Source organism: Nonomuraea coxensis DSM 45129 (assembly GCF_019397265.1).
GTDB classification, from domain to species: Bacteria; Actinomycetota; Actinomycetes; order Streptosporangiales; family Streptosporangiaceae; genus Nonomuraea; species Nonomuraea coxensis.
Map to the genome: position 1 here is coordinate 3,000,894 of NZ_CP068985.1, position 15,535 is coordinate 3,016,428.

Annotated in this window: 17 protein-coding genes and 1 pseudogene; 10 read left to right on the forward strand and 8 right to left on the reverse strand. The window is 68.8% G+C overall.

The window, feature by feature from the left end:
• The first annotated feature begins 38 nt into the window (after positions 1-38).
• Genes Nocox_RS13900 through Nocox_RS13910 form a run of 3 tightly spaced genes read left to right on the forward strand, consistent with a single transcriptional unit; the run spans position 39 to position 1,973 of the window.
• Positions 39-800: a hypothetical protein gene (locus Nocox_RS13900; protein ID WP_020544378.1), complete on the forward strand. Its 762-nt coding sequence runs from the start codon at positions 39-41 to the stop codon at positions 798-800.
• Between the two features lie 22 nt (positions 801-822).
• Positions 823-1,710 (forward strand): maleylpyruvate isomerase family mycothiol-dependent enzyme, encoded by an 888-nt coding sequence (locus Nocox_RS13905; protein WP_020544377.1) that lies wholly within the window; start codon positions 823-825, stop codon positions 1,708-1,710.
• On the forward strand, positions 1,707-1,973 hold the full coding sequence (locus Nocox_RS13910) for a sigma factor (protein WP_020544376.1): 267 nt from the start codon (positions 1,707-1,709) through the stop codon (positions 1,971-1,973). The genes Nocox_RS13905 and Nocox_RS13910 overlap by 4 nt, the downstream gene beginning before the upstream one ends.
• Here the strand turns inward: Nocox_RS13910 and Nocox_RS13915 are convergent.
• Entirely contained in the window at positions 1,905-2,348 is a 444-nt protein-coding gene (locus Nocox_RS13915) for a hypothetical protein (protein WP_026214577.1), read from the reverse strand. The two genes, Nocox_RS13910 and Nocox_RS13915, sit on opposite strands and share 69 nt — an antisense overlap.
• 496 nt (positions 2,349-2,844) lie before the next feature.
• Here Nocox_RS13915 and Nocox_RS13920 point away from each other — a divergent pair, with 496 nt between their 5' ends.
• A complete protein-coding gene (locus tag Nocox_RS13920; RefSeq protein ID WP_157383168.1) occupies positions 2,845-5,328 on the forward strand; it encodes a DNRLRE domain-containing protein in 2,484 nt (827 codons plus the stop codon).
• A 15-nt stretch (positions 5,329-5,343) separates the two neighbouring features.
• Positions 5,344-5,757: a hypothetical protein gene (locus Nocox_RS13925; RefSeq protein ID WP_157383167.1), complete on the forward strand. Its 414-nt coding sequence runs from the start codon at positions 5,344-5,346 to the stop codon at positions 5,755-5,757.
• Positions 5,758-5,883: 126 nt separating this feature from the next.
• On the opposite strand, the gene Nocox_RS13930 is transcribed toward Nocox_RS13925, so the two are convergent.
• Positions 5,884-6,237 carry a hypothetical protein gene (locus tag Nocox_RS13930; protein WP_020544372.1) on the reverse strand — a complete coding sequence of 118 codons (354 nt, stop codon included), beginning with the start codon at positions 6,235-6,237 and terminating at the stop codon, positions 5,884-5,886.
• Positions 6,238-6,720: 483 nt separating this feature from the next.
• Here Nocox_RS13930 and Nocox_RS13935 point away from each other — a divergent pair, with 483 nt between their 5' ends.
• Positions 6,721-7,374, forward strand: coding sequence for a hypothetical protein (locus Nocox_RS13935; protein WP_020544371.1), 654 nt, complete (start codon positions 6,721-6,723; stop codon positions 7,372-7,374).
• A gap of 83 nt (positions 7,375-7,457) precedes the next feature.
• Here the strand turns inward: Nocox_RS13935 and Nocox_RS13940 are convergent, their stop codons facing one another.
• Positions 7,458-8,081 (reverse strand): transposase, encoded by a 624-nt coding sequence (locus Nocox_RS13940; protein ID WP_211212712.1) that lies wholly within the window; start codon positions 8,079-8,081, stop codon positions 7,458-7,460.
• A 445-nt stretch (positions 8,082-8,526) separates the two neighbouring features.
• Positions 8,527-9,111 (reverse strand): histidine phosphatase family protein, encoded by a 585-nt coding sequence (locus Nocox_RS13945; protein ID WP_026214576.1) that lies wholly within the window; start codon positions 9,109-9,111, stop codon positions 8,527-8,529.
• A 58-nt stretch (positions 9,112-9,169) separates the two neighbouring features.
• On the opposite strand from Nocox_RS13945, the gene Nocox_RS13950 reads away from it, so the two are divergent.
• A complete protein-coding gene (locus Nocox_RS13950; RefSeq protein WP_020544368.1) occupies positions 9,170-10,138 on the forward strand; it encodes a zinc-binding dehydrogenase in 969 nt (322 codons plus the stop codon).
• A 25-nt stretch (positions 10,139-10,163) separates the two neighbouring features.
• Here Nocox_RS13950 and Nocox_RS13955 read toward each other — a convergent pair whose 3' ends face one another.
• Both Nocox_RS13955 and Nocox_RS13960 read right to left on the reverse strand, forming a co-directional pair.
• A complete protein-coding gene (locus Nocox_RS13955; RefSeq protein WP_026214575.1) occupies positions 10,164-10,997 on the reverse strand; it encodes a transposase in 834 nt (277 codons plus the stop codon).
• Positions 10,998-11,070: 73 nt separating this feature from the next.
• Positions 11,071-11,739: pseudogene (locus tag Nocox_RS13960) on the reverse strand (IS256 family transposase); the annotation flags it as partial.
• A 227-nt stretch (positions 11,740-11,966) separates the two neighbouring features.
• Here Nocox_RS13960 and Nocox_RS13965 point away from each other — a divergent pair.
• A complete protein-coding gene (locus Nocox_RS13965; protein WP_026214574.1) occupies positions 11,967-12,467 on the forward strand; it encodes a hypothetical protein in 501 nt (166 codons plus the stop codon).
• A gap of 130 nt (positions 12,468-12,597) precedes the next feature.
• Here the strand turns inward: Nocox_RS13965 and Nocox_RS13970 are convergent, their stop codons facing one another.
• Complete coding sequence (locus tag Nocox_RS13970; protein ID WP_157383166.1) at positions 12,598-13,500, reverse strand: ISAs1 family transposase; 903 nt, start codon at positions 13,498-13,500, stop codon at positions 12,598-12,600.
• Positions 13,501-13,676: 176 nt separating this feature from the next.
• On the opposite strand from Nocox_RS13970, the gene Nocox_RS13975 reads away from it, so the two are divergent.
• Together Nocox_RS13975 and Nocox_RS13980 are read left to right on the forward strand one after the other, a co-directional pair.
• Positions 13,677-14,135, forward strand: a complete 459-nt coding sequence (locus Nocox_RS13975) for a hypothetical protein (RefSeq protein ID WP_219495483.1) — start codon at positions 13,677-13,679, stop codon at positions 14,133-14,135.
• Positions 14,136-14,164: 29 nt separating this feature from the next.
• On the forward strand, positions 14,165-15,172 hold the full coding sequence (locus tag Nocox_RS13980; protein ID WP_219495485.1) for an IS3 family transposase: 1,008 nt from the start codon (positions 14,165-14,167) through the stop codon (positions 15,170-15,172).
• A 4-nt stretch (positions 15,173-15,176) separates the two neighbouring features.
• Here the strand turns inward: Nocox_RS13980 and Nocox_RS44150 are convergent, their stop codons facing one another.
• A complete protein-coding gene (locus tag Nocox_RS44150; protein ID WP_084685992.1) occupies positions 15,177-15,425 on the reverse strand; it encodes a transposase family protein in 249 nt (82 codons plus the stop codon).
• Positions 15,426-15,535 lie beyond the last annotated feature (110 nt).

Genomic DNA, 15,535 nt, shown 5'->3' on the forward strand with positions numbered 1-15,535 from the left:
ATCCTCGGGCCAAGCAACCGCTTGGTAGAGGAGGCGGCGTGGTGTGGCGCGCGATCCACCTGCTCGAAGAGGTCGACTTCCGGCCGATGAACTCCAGGCGGCCGCTGGAGTACCTCACGTGGCTGACCGCGTACAAACGCGAGGACCGGTCGCGCGAGGCTCCGGCGCTCACCTCCGGGACGTCCATCAGGTCCCGCGACATCGACCTCGTCGGCGCCTTCTACGCCGTCGGCATCACCGGTCACCCCCAGTTCAAGGCCGTCACCCTCTGGGACTGCCACGGCGGCTGGGACGGCGGATGGCGGCAGATGATGGAGATCTACCGCGGGGTGGACCGGCGGCTGTTCCTGTCCGACATCGACGACCTGCGCTTCTCCGCCTTCTCCCGGCCGCTCGGCGCCGCGCCCGGCTGCCCGCCGCTGGCCGCGGCGCCCGCCGCCGAGCTGTTCCTGTTCGAGAGCGCCCGCGTCCGGCCCGGCGCCGCCCTCGACTACCTCGCGGCCGTCCGCGCCGAGCGCGCCCCCCTGCTCGCCGGGCACGGGCACACCCTGGTCGGCCTGTACGAGGTGCTGTTCTGCGACAGCGAGGCGGTCACCGTCTGGGCCGTCTCGCTGGACGACCACCTGGCCACCCAGCGGGCCCGCGACGCCGCCCTCGGCCTCGACGACGAGGCCGCGCCCGACCCCCGGCTGCTGGACTGGGCGAAACGGGCGCGCGACTATCTCGACGGCCCCTGGCGTGAGACGCTGCTGGCACCGTTCCCCGGCTGCCGCCTGGCGCCCGGGAGCCCGCCGAGCTGAGACGCCGGTCGCGGAGGTGGCCATGACGGACCCGTACCTCGTGAACGGGCAGAGCGCCGGCGACCACGTCGCCGCGTGCCCCGAATGCCGGGCGGCGCTGGCGCTGCTCGACCGGCCGGAGCCGGCGCTCGCGCCCCCGCCCGCGCTGCGCGAGACGACGCTGTCGGGGGCCCGGCGCCGCCGCGCGCCCGCCGCGCCCGGGGTCGTCACCGTCGCGGCCCCGTACGCCGAGCAGGTGGCGCTCATGGACGACCTGCTCGCCGGCCTGCGCGGCGAGCAGTGGCGGGCCCCGGTCGCCCGGCACGGCACGGTCGAGGGCCTGCTGGAGCACCTGACGGCCAACGACGCGGCGATCGCCCGCTTCGTGGGCGCGCCCGCCGCTCCCGCCGGCGCGAGCCCGCACCGGCGCTGGCGCGACCAGGCCGGCGCCCTGCTCGAACGGGTGTCGGCGGGCAGCGAGGTGCTGCTCGGCGTCGAGGTGGGGCTGGCCGGCGTCCGCCCCGCCCGCGGCCCGCTGCGCCAGGCCCTCGTGCAGCGCATGTTCGAGACCTGGACGCACGCCGACGACATCAGGGCCGCCACCGGCCGCTCCAGGGCCGCGCCGCGCGCCGTGCACGTGCGCCAGATCGCCGAGTTCGCGCTGGCGCTGCTGCCGCGCGCGCTCAGGGGGCCGCGCAGGGCCGTCGCGGCGACCGTGGTGCTCACCGGGACGGGCGGCGGCACCTGGACGATCCCGCTCTCGCGCGCCTCCGGCCACGTGGCCGTGCTCATGTCGGCGGAGGCGGTGGACTTCTGCCGGCTGGTCGCCGGGCGGTGGCCGCCCGAGGCGTTCCCCTACGCGGCCGAGGGAGAGCCGGGCCTCGCCCGCGACCTGGTCCACGCCGCCGCCACGCTGGGGTGCGACCGATGAGCGACGGGGACCTGCGCGCCCGCCTGGCCGCCGGCGACCTCGGCGCGCTGGCCGACGCCTACGACGAGCACGCCGCGCACGTGTACGGCGTCGCGATGACGGTCACCGGCAGCCGCGGGGCCGCCGAGGAGGTCACCCAGGAGGTGTTCCTCTCGCTCTGGGAGCAGCCGCTGTCCTACGACCCCCGCCTGGGCTCACTGCGCGGCTGGCTGGTCGGCCGGGCCCTGCACGCCGCCGCCGTGAGGGTGCGGGTCGGCGGCTGACGGGCTGGGTCCGTGGCGAGATCTGCTGGTTCCGCTCTGCTCGGCCTTTGATCCTTCTCGGTGGCGACGGCCGGCCAGCCTCCACCCGACCCACTGGAGGAGTGCGCGCCACAGCTTCGCGTCGGGATCCCAGCCCATCACATGGGCCTGCCCCGCCAGGCGCCTGGCCGCCTCGCGGGTGGCTTCCGCGGCCGCCTCGGGCGACGGGCCGGGCTCGGCATCGATCACTGCGAGCTTGTCCACCAGCTCCCGTGCGCTGTCCTCGACGCCCTCGGGCACCACGCCGAGCGCCATGACCGTGGTCTCGTGTTCGCAGGAGGCCGCCAGGCGGCGCCGTGCTTTGTCATCGCCGATCGCGCTGGCCTGCTCGACCATGCGGCCTGCGCACACAGATCGGTGGCGTGTGACAGCTCCCGTACCCGCTGGGCGTCGAGGTGAGCCTTGCGGCGCACGTCGTCGCGGCGCACTACTGCAACGACCGATTTGACGGCGACGTGGGCGCGAAACTTTCCTACGCATGCGCGGCTTTTATCGGTATATTGCTTTTTTCCGATCTTTACTGTTACGTTTCCAGCGGTCAATGATCTTAGTCAGAGATCGGAGTTCTGTGCCCAGTTCTGCCTCTCCTGCACGACGTCGCAGTCCGTTACGGGGACCCCTGTTAGGACTCTTAGTGGTACCTGTCCTGGCCGCTGGACTGACCACATCCGCACACGCCGACACCGCCTCAAGACCAGCGACAATCCTTCCTCCGGGTGCGGCCACCGCGACAGGCCCAGTCGAGCTTCTCGGCGCCGCAACCGAGACCACGCGCTACTGGCGCTACCCTGACGGTCGCGTCACCACGGAGATGTGGGCGCGGCCGGTCCGGGTGAAGAAGAACGCTGCCTGGGCGTGGATCGACCCCACGCTGAGCGAACAGGGCGGCGTGGTGAAGCCCCAAGTGATCAAGGGCGACCTGGCCCTCTCCAGTGGTGGTGATGCGGCGATCACCACCTACACCCTCCAAGAAGGCCGATCCCTTTCACTGACCTGGCCGACGACGCTGCCCCAGCCGGTCCTGGACGGTAGCCACGCCACCTACCCGGACGCGGCAGGTCCCGGTGCCGACCTCGTCGTTACCGCGCTCGCGACAGGATTCCGCTACGACGTGGTGCTGCGGACCCGGCCGGCCAAGGCATGGAAACTCAAGATTCCCTTTCAGGGCAAGGGGCTCTCACTGCGCGAGACCTCCGACGGCGTCATGCGGGTGGCGGATGCATCTGGGCTGAGCGTCGCAGTCAATTCTCCGCCTACGCTCCGTAGCGCTAAGGGCGGGCGGAAGCCCGCCACGAACCCCGGCATCGGGGTGGTCGAGACCTCCGTCGAAGAATCCGGTGCCCAGCAGATGCTGCAGCTGAAGCCAGACCTGGGCTTCCTCGCTGATCCAGCGACGCAATACCCGGTCACACTCCAGTCGGCGTTCAGCATGACGGCCGCCTCCGACGCAGACGTGTGGAGCGTCAATCCCGATGATCCCAACGGCAGCGGCCTGACGTTGAAGGCTGGCACCGAAGCGGACGGCGCCAAGAGCCGGGCATACCTCAAGTTCGACACTTCACCCCTGGTGGGGCAGCAGATCAGTAACGTGACCCTGTCGTTGCTCAACATCGACGGCCCGAGCTGCGGGTCGCGGGTGAGTGACGGCATCCAGGTACGCCAGGTCACGAGCGGCTGGAGCCCGGCGACGGTGACCTGGGCCACACAGCCAACCAACACCACTGCCAACGCCGTGACCAACCTCAGCAGCGTGGGCGGTTCCTGCGAGCCGACACCAATGACGTGGGACATCACTGCGGTGGCCAAGCAGTGGGCTGCTGATGTGGGCAACTACGGGCTGGTGCTGATGTCGCCGACGGAGCGGGCGGTCCGGAACTACCGCGTCTACCCGTCATCGGAGAACAGCGACTTCAACGATCCGCCGAAGCTCACGGCGACGTTCTCGCCGATCGACGGCCCGGTCGTGGTGAGCCCGGCAGGGGCCGACGGGGTGGAGGTGATCCAGGCTCCCGCGAACTGGCTTTACAACAGCCCGCAAATGGCCGAACCGCAGGCGCACGCCCTGAGCGCAGCCTACGACCGCGTCAAGGCCAACGCCGACAAGCTCGCCGACCCGTACGTGGACATGGTCACCGGCCAGGTCATCGTGCCCGCGGCCACGGCTGACGGCCACACTGTCGGATCGGCGGTGTTGTCCGGTACGGCCTACCTCGGATACGGCGGAACGGACTGGACGCTTCCGGGCGAGTACACCGACGGCGACACCGACGAAGACGAGGAAGGCCCTCCCGGGCCGACGGAGCCGTACAACTTCACCCCCCAGGTCCCCGACGTGACGACCAGCTATGGGCGGAACGCCGCGATCGCACGTGAAGTGCTGCAGCTGACCAGCGCTCAACTGCCTGGGGCGGACGCGCTCGTCTCCGCGCGGCCGTGGGCCGAGCGGAACAAGGTACTGATCACGGCCAACGCCGTATCGCCGGAGCTTCGCTTGGCGCTGGCCCAGCGATATGGGGTCGACAGCGTGGTGATCAGACTCAAGCCCGACGCCACATCGCTGCAGACGCAAGCGGGTATGGACAGCCCGCCCTCCATGGCGCAAGCGGGTACGGACACCCGCGCAAACGACAATGACGCATACATCAATGGTGGCGGCGCGTTCGAAGACAGGGACGGCCACACCTGCACGGTCGGATTCGCATGGTCGCTTCCCGCTGGCAGGCGGCTGGTCACAGCCGGTCACTGTCTCCCGGCCAACATCAGCACGGGCGACGCGATGTTCACCCCAGGCGGGACACGTGAGTTCGGCAAAAAGGTGCTGTCGACCTGGAATGCAGGTAAGGGGACCGTGTTCCTGCCCGGCAAGAACGAATCGCAGGGCGACTCGGCGCTGGCGAGCCCGAATGCCTCGATTTATCCGACCGCGTCCATCTTCATCGGGGGTCCGGAATCAGGGAAGAAGAAGGAAGTGAAACGCAGCTGGCAACGACGGTCGATACCCGGTGACCTGTTCTGCATCGGCGGCGCCGTGTATGGGCAGCACTGCTCCTGGAAGGTCATCCAAAGCGAGGACTACTTCAAGACCGACGGGGGCCTGCTGGACAATGCAATCGGTGGCACGCACCCCTCCGAATGCCTCAACGAGGACGGCGGGGACTCCGGCGGCCCCGTCTACACGTTCCAACCCGACGGGTCCGTGGTCGCCAAGGGCATCGTGAGCAGCGGCACATCCACCCTGCTCGACTGCTACGTGGCGTTCACCGACATCACCACATTGCGCGAGTCGTACGGTGGCGACGTCATGAAACGCAAGTAAGCGAGGACAGGCTCGATGACCATGCGCAGGGCCGGCTGGGGCCGCAGGACACTCGCAGTGGCCGGTGTCTTACTTATTACGGCTGGATGTAGTACGTCGGAGTGGCGCACGGTCAAGAACGTGACATTGTCGCCCGACGGACGAATGCTGACTGTGCAGGTTACCTTCAGCCGCCCTCCCGAAAATCCCGATCCGTGTGAACGCGTGGTCGACACCAAGGTGGAGGAAACCGCATCAACGGTCGTCATCGGCGTCCTGGTACAGGAGGACATCTGCGATAGGCCATGGCCTTGGGAAGAACCGACGTACAGCATGCTGACCGCATACGCACATAAGGTGCAAATCCCGCTGAAGGCGCCGCTGGGCAACCGGGTCGTCATCAACACCGCGACCGACAAACCCGTCGCGGTCCGACCGCAGGCAAGGTAAAGACACAGCTGTCGCGCACGAGGCCAGCCCGCATACGCTCGCTGCGGGCTGGCCAACCCCACAACTTCCGCGTCGCGGGAGCACGATGATCCTTATGGGAGCCGTCTCCCTGCGGTGGATCAGCGCTCAGAGCCACGAGGCCGCCGACACCCAGGACGCGGGGGCAGCAGCCGGGCGGTGGGCATCTGCCAGACGATGACGTCGACCGCCGGTCAGCCAGTCCGGGTCGCGCCACCAGGCGGCGGCGGAGCCGAGCGCGTCCAAGCGGGCGTTGTAGGTGGCCGCAGCCGCGCTGCCCCAGCAGCCGGTGAACCAGGCGGCGAGCCGGTCGGCGCCTGTCTCGCCCCCGAACCCGGTCAACGGCACGCCGACGCCCGGTTCGGTGGTCAAGGCGCGCAGCGCGATCGCGTACGCCTTGGCGGTGTTGCGGTTGCCGATGGTGACCAGGAAATGCTCGACCGCGGCGCCGAGCTCCGGCACACCTGGCCACGAACTCAGCCGACAGACTGTCCCACCACGATCCTCCTTCATCCGCGAGCTCATCGTCGCCGGCACCCGCGACGGCCTGGCCGCTGCCAAAGCGCGGGGCCCGCACTGGGGGAGGGACGCTGCCTGAGCTTGTTCTTTATCCACCAGACCGTTGCGCTCGTCTGGACTAACGAACAGCGCCTTTGCGTGGTCGACCTGCTCAACTCCCCGTTGCGAGGTCTTGTGGTTCAACTCGTTTGAGCGACGCGCTCATCCACACGAGCCCACCCCCGCGACCGATTCAACCCCGGGTGGTCCAGTCGACGCGTAGTCACCCGAAACAGAAACAACACCCAAGCGGTACGATGCGAACACCGAACCGGGCAGCTGGCCGTACCAGCAGCACCAGCGGGCAGGACTTCTCCGTCAGGGGGTGTGGCCGTACCGCGCCCACCAGCGGTTTTCCACGTACCTCACGTTGATGGAGAACCCGTCATGACCTCTGCCGTCCCTCGCGCCTTCCACTGCGAGCACACCCGCGCCAAGAGCAGGGTGCTCGCTCTCGTCGAGCGCTCCCGCCAGCCCGCGACCCTGCATGCCGTACTGGCCTGCACCGACCCCGCCCTCGCTCAGCACGCCGCCTCCTTCCGCCGTACGCTGGCCGATGTCGTGAACGGGACCTGGGCCGACGCCTCCGAGCTCGCCGCCACGTGGGAGTCCCTGCGGCGCGGCCGCCGCGACTCGGCCGGCCTCGGTGGCGACCTTGAGAGCCGCACCCCGCACGACGCCCGCCTCGACGCCTTCCCAGGACCGGTCGTACGCACGATCAGCCTGCTGGAGGTGCACGTCCACGACCCGGCTCGCCTTCTCGCGGCGGCCACCGCGACGGGCTGGAGGCCGTTCGACGCCGAGGACCTCGACGAGGACGACAGACAGGACGTCGTCGGAGCCGTCATGCACTTCGTCAACGGCCCGGAGTTCCTGCCCGGCGCCGACCAGCTGTTGGAAGCCACGCAGGCGCAACTACTGCGCGTCGACAGGGGCGATGAGGTGAGTGACTGGAGCACCGCGCCCGTGACAGCGAGGTTCGACACGGGAACGAGGTTCGACACGGGAACGAGGTCCGACCCCGGCGGCCGGGCCGACTGATCGCTACCTCACAGGCACGTCGGCGCGGCCGAGCACGAAATCGACTCGGCTGCGCCGGGATGCTCACACGCCTAACGTCTTCTTCATCGTCCGGATTGTTGGAGTGCTGCGAGGGTGCGGCCGCGTTTGACGGTCTTGCCGACGTCGTAGCGGGGCGCGGGCCGGCGGTTGGGGATGCCGGGTGGGCGCCTCGGGCCGGGCCTGGAGGGTTTGGGTGCGCCGGCCGGCTGGGCGAGTGCGGGACGCAGGTTCCGAAACCCGCGCCGGACCCGGGCGGGAGTGAGCAACGAGTACGGCCAACCCGGAATGAACTGCGAGGCACTCTTGGCCCTGCCATACACATGGCAGAACAACCGCTCGGCCGAGCACGCAGCGTCTGAGCGCAGCCACGGCGACACGCACACTGCCAGGACGATCCGCCCGTCCGGCCAGCGCGGTAACGGCAGCCCGGCCAGCACCTCGCGCAGCTGTTCCACGTCGATCCGGCCGTGGTTGAGGCCGCCGTACAAGGCGCCGTGCCCGCGCCGGTACTCCGGCGACAGGCTCAGATCCACCGGCGAGTGCACCGGTCCCGGCTCGCACAACAACGCATCGGTCAGCTCGAACAACGCATCGGCCTGCGCACGCAGGCAGGCGTAAACGTCCTTCCGGAACCGGGACAACACCCTGGAGGACTCGACACAGGCGGCATCGTTCAGCAGACTCACCCTCACGGCCTTGTAGTGATCAGCAGCGACTCGACACCGCACATGATCACTCAAGGCCGTCTTGCTGTCCCCCAAACGATCAATCCGCCGCTCAACACAACGATCCGGAGGATAAAGAACAAGCTCAGAGGGCGGTTTGCGAGTTGATGTCCCTTTGATCGCTTGCGCTGCGTGAGGAGTGCTGGCGACGGGCTCGTTGCCAGGTTATGGATGCGGCTGAGCGAACAATCCCGGCTCGGTCTCCACGAGAACGCCAAGGCTGATCAGGCGTGTGAGCTTGACGCGGGGTTCTCGATGTTCTTACGCTCCAGGGGCAGGTCCAGGGCCAGGCAAAGGTCGCGCGCTCGTGAGGGCTGGCCGGCGCCTACGATGAGCACGCGCGTTGATCACCTGTCGGCGCCGCACCCACAGCCGTCTTGTGGATCCGGAGCCTTCGGCACGGGCTCTAGTGGACCGGCGCGTTCCAGGTCAGCAGCACCGGCTCGGCGTGCTCGTGGCCGAGCCGCGAGTAGGTGCCGGTGTCGAGCCTGAACAGCCTGCCCTCGGCCGGGCTCAGCCCGAGCCAGCGGGCGGCCAGCACGCGCAGGAAGTGCCCGTGCGCCACCAGGACGACCCGCCCCTCCGCCGCGCGGGCCCGCTCGATCACCCGGTCGGCGCGGGCCGCCACCTGGGCGGCGCTCTCGCCGGGATGCTCGGCGTCGCCGGGGATCACGCCGTCGCGCCACAGGTACCAGCCGGGGCGGTCCTCCCGGATGCGCGGCGTGGTGATGCCCTCGTAGCCGCCGTAGTCCCATTCCCACAGGTCGGGGTCCACCTCGTAGTCGGTCAGCCCGGCCAGATCGGCGGTGCGGCGCGCCCGCTCGGCGGGGGAGACCAGCACCAGGCCGAAGTCCCCCTTCTCGACCAGGGGCGCGAGCGCCCTGGCCTGCTGCTCGCCGCGCTCCGTCAAAGGCAGGTCGGTGCGCCCGGTGTGCTTGCCCGCCTTGCTCCACTCGGTCTCGCCGTGCCGGAGCAGCAGCATCTCGTCCATGGTCACCATCATTCCGGACGCTTGACCTCAAGCGAGCTTGAGGTAGCAGGCTGGGGTCATGGACGCGATCAGACTGCATGCCTATGGACCAGCCGCCAACCTCCGGCTGGAGACCCTTCCCGACCCCGTGCCAGGACCCGGCGAGGCGCGCGTCGCCGTGCGCGCCGCCGGGCTGCACTTCATCGAGACCCTGCTCCGCCAAGGGCAGGGCGTCGGGCCGCACCCCGCGCCCGACCTGCCCGTCGTGCTCGGCTCGGAGGTGGCAGGGGTGGTGGAGGCGGTGGGCGAGGGCGTGCCCGCCGGGCTGGTGGGCCGGCGGGTGGTGACGTCCGAGGTGAGCACGGGCGGCTACGCCTCGCGCGCCGTGGCGCCCGCCGCCTCCCTGACCGAGCTGCCCGGCCACGTGGACTTCGAGGCGGCGGTCGCGATGACCACGACGGGCGCGACCACGTACGGGCTGCTGGAGCTGGCCCCGATCGGGCCGGAGGACGTGGTGCTGGTGATGGCGGCGGCGGGCGGCGTCGGGACGCTGCTCGTGCAGTACGCCCGCCGCGCCGGCGCGACCGTGGCCGGGGCGGCCGGCGGCCCCGCCAAGGCCGCGCGGGTCGCGGAGCTGGGAGCGGACCTCGCCGTCGACTACCTGGAGGCGGGCTGGGACAAGTCGGTACGCGAGACGTCCGGCGAGGTCACCGTCGTCTTCGACGGGGTGGGCGGCGAGCTCGGGCGGGCCGCGCACGGGCTGCTCGGCAGGGGCGGGCGGTACGTGGTGTTCGGGTCGGCGTCGGGGGAGTGGTTCCGGCCGGACGCCGCCGAGACGGAGGCGCGGGACATCGCCGTGCTCGACGGCATCGGCCATCTGCTCGGGCGCGACGGGGGCATGGCCGAGCTGCGGGCGCGGGCGCTGGAGGCGGCGGCCGAGGGGCTGCTGACGCCGGCGGTGCAGGCGTTCCCGCTGGCCGAGGCCGCCGCCGCGCACGCGGCCCTGGAGAACAGGGACACGATGGGCAAGGTCGTCCTCACCGTCTAGATGACTGATTCCAAGGGGCCTGGGATCAGTGGTCGTAGGCGGTGAGTGATCGGGCAGTGGGCTGGCCGGTCTTGTCGTTGTGCCAGATCACGGTGGTCAAGGCCAGGATGCGGGTGATCACACGGATGGCGACGCCCGCGACTGTGCGTCCGCCATGGCGTTCGAGGTCGAGCTGGCCCTTCAGAGTCTGGTTGATCGACTCGATGGTCTGGCGCAGCGGTTTGAACACGTGTGCGCCCGGGCGTGGGGGTTCGCCTTTGCGGGCCTTACGCAACAGGCGGATGCCCTCGCCGGCCAGGGAGTGTTCGAAGTCGCGGCCGTAGTACTGCATGTCGGCGATCAGGTCCTGGCCGCGGTGACGCTCGAGCAGGTCGGGGTCGGTGGCGAGCATGCCCAGCAGGGTGGTGCGTTCGTCGGCCTTGGCACCGGTCAGGGCGAAGGCGACGGGCAGGCCGGCCAGGGCCGAGCGCTGCGCGGTCTGCCGGGACCGGCCGCACTCCACCGGCGTGGAGTCGGCCACCCACACGTCGTCGCTCCACAGGCTGGTGTCGCGGCCGAGGATGCGGATCAGGTGCAGCACCAGGCCGGTGGCGGCGCGTAGCCGCTTGTTGTGGCCGGGCTGGCCGGGCAGGTAAGGGAACAGGCCGCTCAGGTGAGCGCGGGCGTAGCGCAGCCAGCGCCGCTCGGAGGTGAAGCCGAGCAGCGCTGACAGCACCGCCAGCGTCACCAGTTCGGCGTCACTGAGCCGGGGCTGGATGCCCGCCTGGGGTCGCTCGGGCGCCAGATCCGGGGAAGCGATCAGCTGATCGTCGATCTTCACGTACAGTGCTGTCGCGAGGGTGTTCAGTTCTGTCGTCACAAACGGATCTTGAACGCCCTCGCTTCATGTCCGCAGCCGAACAGCCGAACTCCACCCCTTGGAATCAATCATCTAGGGCAACCAGGTGGGCGCCGTTGACCGCGCGCCAGCGCCGCTGGGCGGATTCGATCAGTTTGAAGGCCATGGCCAGGCCGGCGGCGCGGGAGGCGGGGCCCTTGGTGACCTTGGTGCGGTGCCGGACGGTGGCGAACGTCGACTCGATCGGGTTGGTGGTGCGCAGATGCCGCCAGTGCTCGGCCGGATAGTCGTAGAAGGCCAGCAGCTCATCGACGTCGTCGGTGACCTTGGCCACGGCTTTGGGGAACTTCGCGCCGTAGGCGGCCTCGAAGGCGGCGACCGCGGCCAGCGCGCGGTCCTTGCTTTCGGCGTTCCAGATCTCCGAGAGGGCCTTCTTCGCGCCCGGGTGGGCCGACTTCGGCAGCGCCCCGAGCACGTTGGCAATCTTGTGAAACCAGCACATCTGGGCTCTGGCCTGCGGGAACACCTCTGCCAGCGCCGACCAGAAGCCGAGCGCGCCGTCGCCGATGGCGAGGACCGGCGCACGCATGCCGCGCCGGGCGCAATCACGCAGCAGGTCCGCCCACGACTCGGCCGATTCGCGGTAGCCGTCGGTCAGGGCGACGAGTTCCTTGCGGCCGTCGGCGCGCACCCCGATCAGCACTAGCAGGCAGAGTTTGTGCTCTTCCAGCCGGATGTTGACGTGGATGCCACCAGCCCACAGACAGGGCTTCGGCGCAGTGGATATTTGTCCGGTTCTCTGATCATGTGATGCCGAGAATGGCCAGCTGGGGTGGCGTCGCGGGAGATACGGCGGATGGCTTGGGTGAGGCTGGCGGCACCGGCCAGGCGTAACGCGCCGGGCCGCGCGTCTGGCCGGATGGCCTGAGCCGTCGGATGACACCGAACGGCACACGGCACGCCTTCCGTTCCGAGAGGTACGATCGCGGCATGGGGGTGATCGACTGGCTCGAATGGCTGGCCGTGCTCACGACCTTCGCGAGCTTAGGGACGCTCATTGTGGTCTCCAAACTCCGGCGCCGATCGGCTCCGTCCCCGGCACAGGCTCCAGGTCAGTGGCCCTGGCGGCAATTTGGATTGCCCATGCCGCTTCCGGAGGAGACGCGGGCTCGTGCGTTGGTTCTCCTTGGCGAGGGCAGGATGGCGGACGCGGCCCGGGTCATCCAGGAGGACACCGGTCTCGAGCTCGAAGCGGCAGAACGACACGTCGTCAACATGCTCGCCGCCGCGCGCATCCGTGCGAACGACGACGACCCATGGCCTGACGATCAGCTTGCCGACCGCGTCGGCGAGCTCGTTGACGCAGGGCACACGGAGCGGGCGATCTTGCTGATCCGCGGCGAGACGGGAATGAGTCACGCGGACGCCGAAAACTGGATGCATGAGTTGATGGCCCGCGATGCCGACCAGGAGGAGGGACGCGAGCGCTAGCAGGTCTGGCGTGGGCTGACCCACACACACTCTGAAGTCGCCGGTTCGTCGTAGCGCCGTATGACCACGATGTTGCCCTGCCCGTTGGCGCCCGGAGCTCCGCTGCAGTGGAGTTTGTCCTGTTACTCGATCATGTGAGGTCCAGGACGGTGAGACTGCGGGTGGCATCGCGGGAGATACGGCGGATGGCTTGGGCGATGTTGTCAGCGCCTGCCAGTCGTAGGGCACCGATAGCGAGGTTGCGAAGGGTGGCCATGACTCGGGGTGCGTTGCCGGTACGGATTTGGCTGTGGTCTTCGGCGTAGGTGACGTCGCGAACGTAATGCAGCCGGTTCTCGATGCTCCAGTGCCCGCGGATCCAGGCGGCCAGGTCGGCGGGAGAGGCCTGCCAGGCAGGCAGATCAGTGATCGCGTAGATGGTCACGGTCCGCCATCTGCCTGCGCTGCCGTCCCCGACCTGGCGTTTGATCTGCATCGCCTGGACGGCGTGAGGGAACAGCAGCCTGGCCTTGACGGTGACGACCTTGAGGGTGCGGCGTTCCTTACGTCCGTGCCCGCGGTCACGTTCGCGATGCTGGACGGGGATCTGTTTCCACGACAATCGCTTGACCTGCGCGTACAGGCTGGGCTGGTTCTTCTTGACGATCAACACGTAGTGCGCCCGTTTTTGCTCGATGAGGAAGGTGGCGTGCTCGCGCTGGGTGTGCAGGGCATCGGCGGTGATCACGCGATCGTCCAGGTCGAGATGCTCCAGCAAGGGCTGGAAGCGGGTGATCTCGCTGGTCTTTCCGTCCACGTCGGCCTGCGCGAGCACCAGGCCACTGACGTGGTCGAAGGCGGCCAGCAGACGGGCCGGCTCACCGCCGCGGTTGCGCGCGCCGCGCAGTGCCTTGCCGTCGACGGCCACAGCCCGGCGACGCGCGCGAGCCGGGCCGTCCGTAGAGGCGCCAGCCGTGGCGGCTCGCCCGGCCAGCCAGGCGCAGACCGCCGTATCCAGGGCGTCGGTATCGAGCTGCTCGAACAGACGTCGCACGGTGGACTCGTCCGGCGGCTGCCATGCCCGGCTCAGCGGATCCCGCCGGACCCCGAGAGCGGTCATAACCTGCCCGGGGGCATCAGCGATCCACCCCTCTCTGTCAGACTGCTGTGAGACATGGGATGAACGAGTCCTTTTGATACGAAGCAGGGCGAGACAGGACGATCGAGACAGTGACGATGACCCTCGCCGACCAGGCCGCCATGAGCGGGCAGAACGGTCAGGCGACCGACAAGCAGGTGAGCCGGCCGACGCGCCGGACGTTCACCGCGGCCTACAAGGCACGGATCCTGGCGGCCTTCGACGCTCTGCCCGAGGGCAGCTCCGAGCGTGGCGCCCTGATGCGCCGGGAAAGGCTGTATCACTCGCACATCGAACACTGGCGAAAGCAGCAGGAGAACGGGACGCTGGCCTCCTCGACAGGTAAACCGAAGAAGGACACGGAATCTGAGGAACTGGCCCGGCTGCGGGCCGAGAACAAGAAGCTCAAAGCCGACGCGGCCAAGCTTGAGGCCAAGAACGAAAAGCTCACCAGCGAACTGGGGAAGACGAAGACCGCGCTGAATATCGCGGGAAAAGCATTCGCGCTGCTGGACGACATCTCACGCAGCGCGGACTCCGACGAGACCTGAACCGCATCATCGACGAGCATTTCCCGGGCATGGAGACGGCCGTCGGCACGACCAAGGCGTGCGAGGTACTCGGCAAGGCCCGCGCCAGCCTGTACCGGCAGCGAAATCCGAAGCCGCGCAGGCAAGGTCCGCGCCGGCCGTTTCATCACCCGGCGGAGTTGTCCGAGGAGGAACGGGCGCAGGTGCTGGCGGTGCTGGACTCGTCCCGGTTCGCCGACAAGTCGGCGGGCCAGGTATGGGCGATCCTGCTGGATGAGGGCACCTACCTGTGCTCGCAGGCCACCATGTACCGGTTGCTGCGCGAGCGCGGCCAGTCCGGCGAGCGGCGCGCGCAGGCCACCCATCCGGCGAAGAAGAAGCCCGAACTGGAGGCCGACGGACCGAATCAAGTATGGAGCTGGGATATCACGAAACTGAAAGGCCCGGCGCGCGGCGTCCACTACCTTCTCTACGTCATCCTCGACATTTTCTCCCGCAAGGTCATCTGGTGGGAGATCTGGCCGACCGAGAACGGCACTCTGGCCAAGGAGTTCATCGAGCGCGCCATCGAGCGCAACGGCGGGATCGCACCTGACGCGATCCACGCCGATCGCGGCACGTCGATGACGTCGAACACCGTCACTGGCCTGCTCGCGCAGCTCGGGATCGATCAGTCGCATTCACGGCCGCGCGTGTCCAACGACAACCCCTACTCGGAGGCGCAGTTCAAGACACTCAAATATTGCCCGGCGTTTCCCGGGAGGTTCGGCTCGATCGAAGACGCCCGTATCTTCTGTGAGCAGTTCTTTGATTATTACAACAACGAGCATCGTCATTCGGGTATCGCGATGCACACTCCCGCGTCCGTGCACGACGGCACCGCCGTCAAGATCCACGCCCAGCGGGTCGCCACGCTGAACGCGGCCTTCCTGGCCCGCCCCGAGCGGTTCCGCGGCCGGCGCCCCTACCCGCCGTCGCTGCCGGCCAGAGTGTGGATCAACAGGCCACCTACGACCCTCCAGAGCGACGCTTCACCTCAAACCACACAAGTAGCCTGATGTCTCATTCGGTTTGACAGGCACCGCACTCACCGATCGCAGCGAACGAGCGCGCACCGGCCAGCACGGCAGCCGCGGCACCGGCCAGTAACGACGCCAGCGTATGCCGGACGCCACGCGGATCACGAGGGTCGGGAAGGCGTTGGAAGCATTCCAGCAGGCTGAGGCAGTCGGCAGCGGAGGCGGTCACCGGCCCGTGCTCGGCCAGTTGGCCAAGGGCAGCACTGATCGGCGATGATGAGGGGACAGGCACGGTCTTCTCTGGTGATCATAGGCGTCGAGAACCTCATGATCTCGAAGGTCGTGCCTGTTCTCGTTCTCAGATGAGTTTCCAGGCTCCTCTTACCGCCCCGGAACAGTTAC

What these genes read in the sequence shown, in the direction of transcription:
- Nocox_RS13905 (WP_020544377.1), top strand. Translation starts at nt 823, where the DNA reads ATGACGGACCCGTACCTCGTGAACGGGCAGAGCGCCGGCGACCACGTC.
- Nocox_RS13910 (WP_020544376.1), top strand. Translation starts at nt 1,707, where the DNA reads ATGAGCGACGGGGACCTGCGCGCCCGCCTGGCCGCCGGCGACCTCGGC.
- Nocox_RS13915 (WP_026214577.1), bottom strand. Translation starts at nt 2,348, where the DNA reads ATGGTCGAGCAGGCCAGCGCGATCGGCGATGACAAAGCACGGCGCCGC.
- Nocox_RS13925 (WP_157383167.1), top strand. Translation starts at nt 5,344, where the DNA reads ATGACCATGCGCAGGGCCGGCTGGGGCCGCAGGACACTCGCAGTGGCC.
- Nocox_RS13935 (WP_020544371.1), top strand. Translation starts at nt 6,721, where the DNA reads ATGACCTCTGCCGTCCCTCGCGCCTTCCACTGCGAGCACACCCGCGCC.
- Nocox_RS13945 (WP_026214576.1), bottom strand. Translation starts at nt 9,111, where the DNA reads ATGGACGAGATGCTGCTGCTCCGGCACGGCGAGACCGAGTGGAGCAAG.
- Nocox_RS13950 (WP_020544368.1), top strand. Translation starts at nt 9,170, where the DNA reads ATGGACGCGATCAGACTGCATGCCTATGGACCAGCCGCCAACCTCCGG.
- Nocox_RS13965 (WP_026214574.1), top strand. Translation starts at nt 11,967, where the DNA reads ATGGGGGTGATCGACTGGCTCGAATGGCTGGCCGTGCTCACGACCTTC.
- Nocox_RS13980 (WP_219495485.1), top strand. Translation starts at nt 14,165, where the DNA reads ATGGAGACGGCCGTCGGCACGACCAAGGCGTGCGAGGTACTCGGCAAG.